Source organism: Micromonospora sp. NPDC051296, from assembly GCF_040682255.1.
Taxonomy (GTDB): domain Bacteria; phylum Actinomycetota; class Actinomycetes; order Mycobacteriales; family Micromonosporaceae; genus Micromonospora; species Micromonospora craterilacus.
In genome coordinates, this window is record NZ_JBFBAO010000522.1 from 1 (window position 1) to 3,665 (window position 3,665).

The 3,665-nt window shown below is 71.8% G+C and carries 4 protein-coding genes; 1 reads left to right on the forward strand and 3 read right to left on the reverse strand.

All coding sequences use genetic code 11. From position 1 onward, the window contains the following. Nucleotides 1-862: iron chelate uptake ABC transporter family permease subunit (locus AB0M52_RS32195; RefSeq protein WP_363961502.1), on the reverse strand; the 862-nt coding region annotated here is incomplete at its 3' end. Continuing rightward, nucleotides 859-1,905: an iron ABC transporter permease gene (locus tag AB0M52_RS32200; RefSeq protein ID WP_363961504.1), complete on the reverse strand. Its 1,047-nt coding sequence runs from the start codon at nucleotides 1,903-1,905 to the stop codon at nucleotides 859-861. The genes AB0M52_RS32195 and AB0M52_RS32200, both read right to left, overlap by 4 nt. A 126-nt stretch (nucleotides 1,906-2,031) precedes the next feature. Between AB0M52_RS32200 and AB0M52_RS32205 the strand changes: the two genes are divergently transcribed. Further along, nucleotides 2,032-2,535: an HIT family protein gene (locus tag AB0M52_RS32205; RefSeq protein WP_363961506.1), complete on the forward strand. Its 504-nt coding sequence runs from the start codon at nucleotides 2,032-2,034 to the stop codon at nucleotides 2,533-2,535. Nucleotides 2,536-2,612: 77 nt separating this feature from the next. Here AB0M52_RS32205 and AB0M52_RS32210 read toward each other — a convergent pair whose 3' ends face one another. Further along, nucleotides 2,613-3,359 (reverse strand): hypothetical protein, encoded by a 747-nt coding sequence (locus tag AB0M52_RS32210; RefSeq protein ID WP_363961508.1) that lies wholly within the window; start codon nucleotides 3,357-3,359, stop codon nucleotides 2,613-2,615. Nucleotides 3,360-3,665 lie beyond the last annotated feature (306 nt).

A 3,665-nucleotide genomic window follows, 5' to 3' on the forward strand; every position in this document is an offset into this window, starting at 1 on the left:
GCAGCAGGGTGAACTCCTGGTGGATGATCGCGATGCCGGCCCGCTGCGCGTCGCTGGGACTGGCGAAGGACACCTCGCCGCCGTCGACCTCGATGCCCCGGGCGGTGTCGTCGTCGAGCGCGGTGCTGTTCAGCGCCCAGCCGGCCCAGGCCAGGACGGGCAGCAGGAGGAGCAGGGTGCCGGCGATCCAGGCGGTTTCGGTCCAGCCCCGGCCGGCGAGCGTGCCGATCAGCCAGATCTGCGCGCGGAGCCCGTCGATCGGGTCGGCGGTGAGCATGACCACCTCGATGAGCGCCCGCAGGGCGAAGGCGACCGCCACGCCGGCCAGCACGAACCGCTGGGCGGCGAGCCCGTGCCGAGCGCCGAGGACGAAGACCACGGCGGCGGCGACCAGGCCGCCGGCCAGCGCCGCCGGCCCCACCACCACGGCGGCCGCGCCACTGGTCAGGGCCACCGTCGCGGCGAGCCCGGCACCCTGGGTGATGCCGATGACGTCCGGGCTCGCGAGGGGGTTACGGGCCACGCTCTGGATCAGCGTGCCGGCCACCCCGAACGCCGCGCCGGCCACCGCGGCCAGCACCAGCCGGGGCAGCCGCAGATCCAGGACGACCAGGTCGTACGGGGTGCCGGTGCCGGCGAGCGCGCGCAGCACGTCGGCCGGGGCGACGTACGGGGTGCCGAGGGAGAGGCTGAGCACCATGGCCACCGCCAGCAGCCCGGTCAACGCGGCGGCGACCAGCACCGACCGGCGCCGGATCTGCACCCGTACCGGACCGACCCGCAGCAGCGCGCGGCCGGGCAGCCGGTCGGTGGTGCCCGGCGTGGCGGGACCCGGGTCCGCAGCCTGGGTGGCGGCGGTCACGCGGTCACCAGCCGGGCGCGCCGGACCAGCACAGCGAGCAGGGGCGCGCCGATCAGCGCGGTGACGATGCCGGCCGGTATCTCGCCGGGTGGGGCGACCAGCCGGCCGGCGACGTCGGCGCCGAGCAGCAGCGCCGGTCCGAGCAGCGCGGAGACCGCGAGGGTCCAGCGGTGGTCGGCGCCGACCAGGGCCCGGGCCAGGTGCGGCACGGCCAGCCCGACGAACGCGATCGGCCCGGCCGCGGCGACGGCCGCGCCGGTCAGCAGTACGGCGGCGCCGCCACCGCCGAGGCGGACCAGACCGATCCGGTGACCGAGGCCGCGGGCCACGTCGTCGCCGAGGGCGAGCGCGTCCAGGCCGCGGGCGACCAGGGCAGCCAGCAGCAGCCCGGCGAGCACGAACGGCAGCACCTGCGCGGCGACCGACAGGTCCCGGCCGGTGAGCCCGCCGACCACCCAGAACCGGTACTCCTCGAAGGTGCGGGTGTCGATGCTGAGCAACGCGTACACCACGGAGGCGAGGGTGGCGTCGATGGCGGCGCCGACCAGCGCGAGGGTGACCGGGCTGGCGCCCTCCCGGGCCCGGCTGGCGACGGTGAAGACCAGCAGCCCGGCGAGGAGCGCGCCGCCGATGCCGAACCACACGTACCCGGCCAGCGTGCCGACGCCGAACACGGAGATGGCCAGCACCACGCCGCACGAGGCGCCGGCGCTGATGCCGAGGATCCGTGGTTCGGCGAGCGGGTTGCGGGTGAGGGCCTGGAAGAGCACCCCGGCCACCGCGAGCGCCAGGCCGACGGCGAGTCCGAGGGCGGTACGTGGCATCCGAAGCTCGCGGACGATTGTGCTCGCCTCGCCGCCGTCCGGTGAGACCAGGGCGTGCCACACCTGGTCCACGCCGAGCGGCCGGCTGCCGAGGGCGAAGCTGGCCAGCACGGTGAGGAGCAGCACCAGCGCGGCCGCGAGGGTGACCGCGAGGCGGCGGCGACCCGGGGCGCCGGTGCGGTGGCCGGCGGCGACCGGCCGGCGGACGAGGGTGGACACGAATCTCCTACGCATTTCAGGTTAGGTTCGCCTTACCTTAGCTGCCTGGTTCGGCGGACCTGACCTGCGGGTCCGCCGATCGAACCTCGTTGACCTGGGCCGACAGCCGCCGCGTACGCTTCGCGGGTGAGCGGGATCGAGGCCAGGGTGCCGATGGACCTCGCGGCCTACGAGCGCCGCGCACGCTCCCAGCGCTGCTTCGTCTGCGCCTTCCTGGCCGGCGAGCCCGGCTTCGAGCACGAGGTGCTCCACGACGACGGCGCGCATGTGGCGTTCCTCAGCCGCTATCCGACGATGCGCGGCTACACCCTCGTCGTCCCGCGACGGCACGTCGAGGACGTGGTACGTGATCTCACGCCGGAGGAGTACCTGAGCCTCCAGGCGGTGGTGCACCGGGTCGCCCGCGCCGTCGGCGAGGTGATCGCGCCGGAGCGCACCTATCTGCTGTCGCTGGGCAGCATGCAGGGCAACGCGCACGTCCACTGGCACGTCGCACCGCTGCCACCCGGTGTGCCGTACGACGAGCAGCAGTACCACGCCCTGATGGCCGAGCACGGCATCGTGCCGCAGACGCCGCAACAGGTCGCGGAACTCGGCGCACGCATCCGGACGGCGTTGTCGATCTTGTAGGGCTCGGGAGCTTCCTGTGATTGCCTAGTCCCACCACATGCTTGACGAACCCGTCCCAGCCTCTGTCTGAGAGTGGTCTAGGAAGTGTGCCAATGGCCGGGGCCAGTGGGCGCATACCTCAACGCATCCAAGAGCCGTTGGTATTCGGCTGGTTCGCCGATCGCTGCCCGGTGCTGTGGGTGGTCGACGTAGTGGCGGATCGCGTCGGCGATGAACCAGGGGTGGACGTTGTCGATGCGCAGCCGCCGCCGGCCCAGCGGGAGGATGCCGCGGCGGCGTACCGGTCCGGTTGTGCGTAGGTCAGGGCCAGGGTGGAGGCCCGGGCTGCGGGCTGGTAAGGGGCGGCCGGGTGCCAGGGCCTCCCACGGCACCATCAAGGAGCCGGTCAGGTCGCGTTGACAGACTCCGTCCGGTCGCAGCTCGACCGAAACACCGCGCCAGCCGCCGGCAACGTGTACACCGACGCCGACCAGGAACAGCAACGGCAACACCATGGACAGGCCCTCGACGACTTCGACAAGGCCGCGAGCCCCCAGCAGCAGTGAGGCCAAGAACATGAACCCCACGGCCATGTAGACCTGGGACATGCTCGGTTCAGTGGCGAACGCCCGAACCTCGGGCTTGACCAGAAGGCCCGCCGGCCGTGGTCGAAGCAGGGCCAGCGACATCGCCAGCATCCCGGCGAGGAGGGTCGCGGTGTCCAGGATCGAGTCCAGCAGATCAGACAGCCGACGGCCAACGGCCAGGATCACGGCCAGGACAAGCGCAACGGTGAGGATCTGCCGCCGGTATCGGGCCGTCACGGCGGAGATCGCGGCCAACATGCCCGGAGCGTAGTCGACCAAGTCCAGACCCTTGGCCCCTAAATTTCGGAATCTTGTCAAGCATCTGGTGGACGCCACCGTCAAGCATCTCCCGTGACGGGACACAGGCCAGAATTGGTGCCAGATTCGGCTGTTGCCCGGCTGTTGCCCGGCTGTTGCCCGGCTGTTGCCCGGCTGTTGCCTCACCTCACCAGAATCACCTCACCAGAATTGTCGGGCTCCACTTGATGCGTTACGGATCGTTGTCACTTGATCCGTGACACGTCCGGCTAGACGATCTTGGGTCGTTCCTGCTTTCAGGCTACG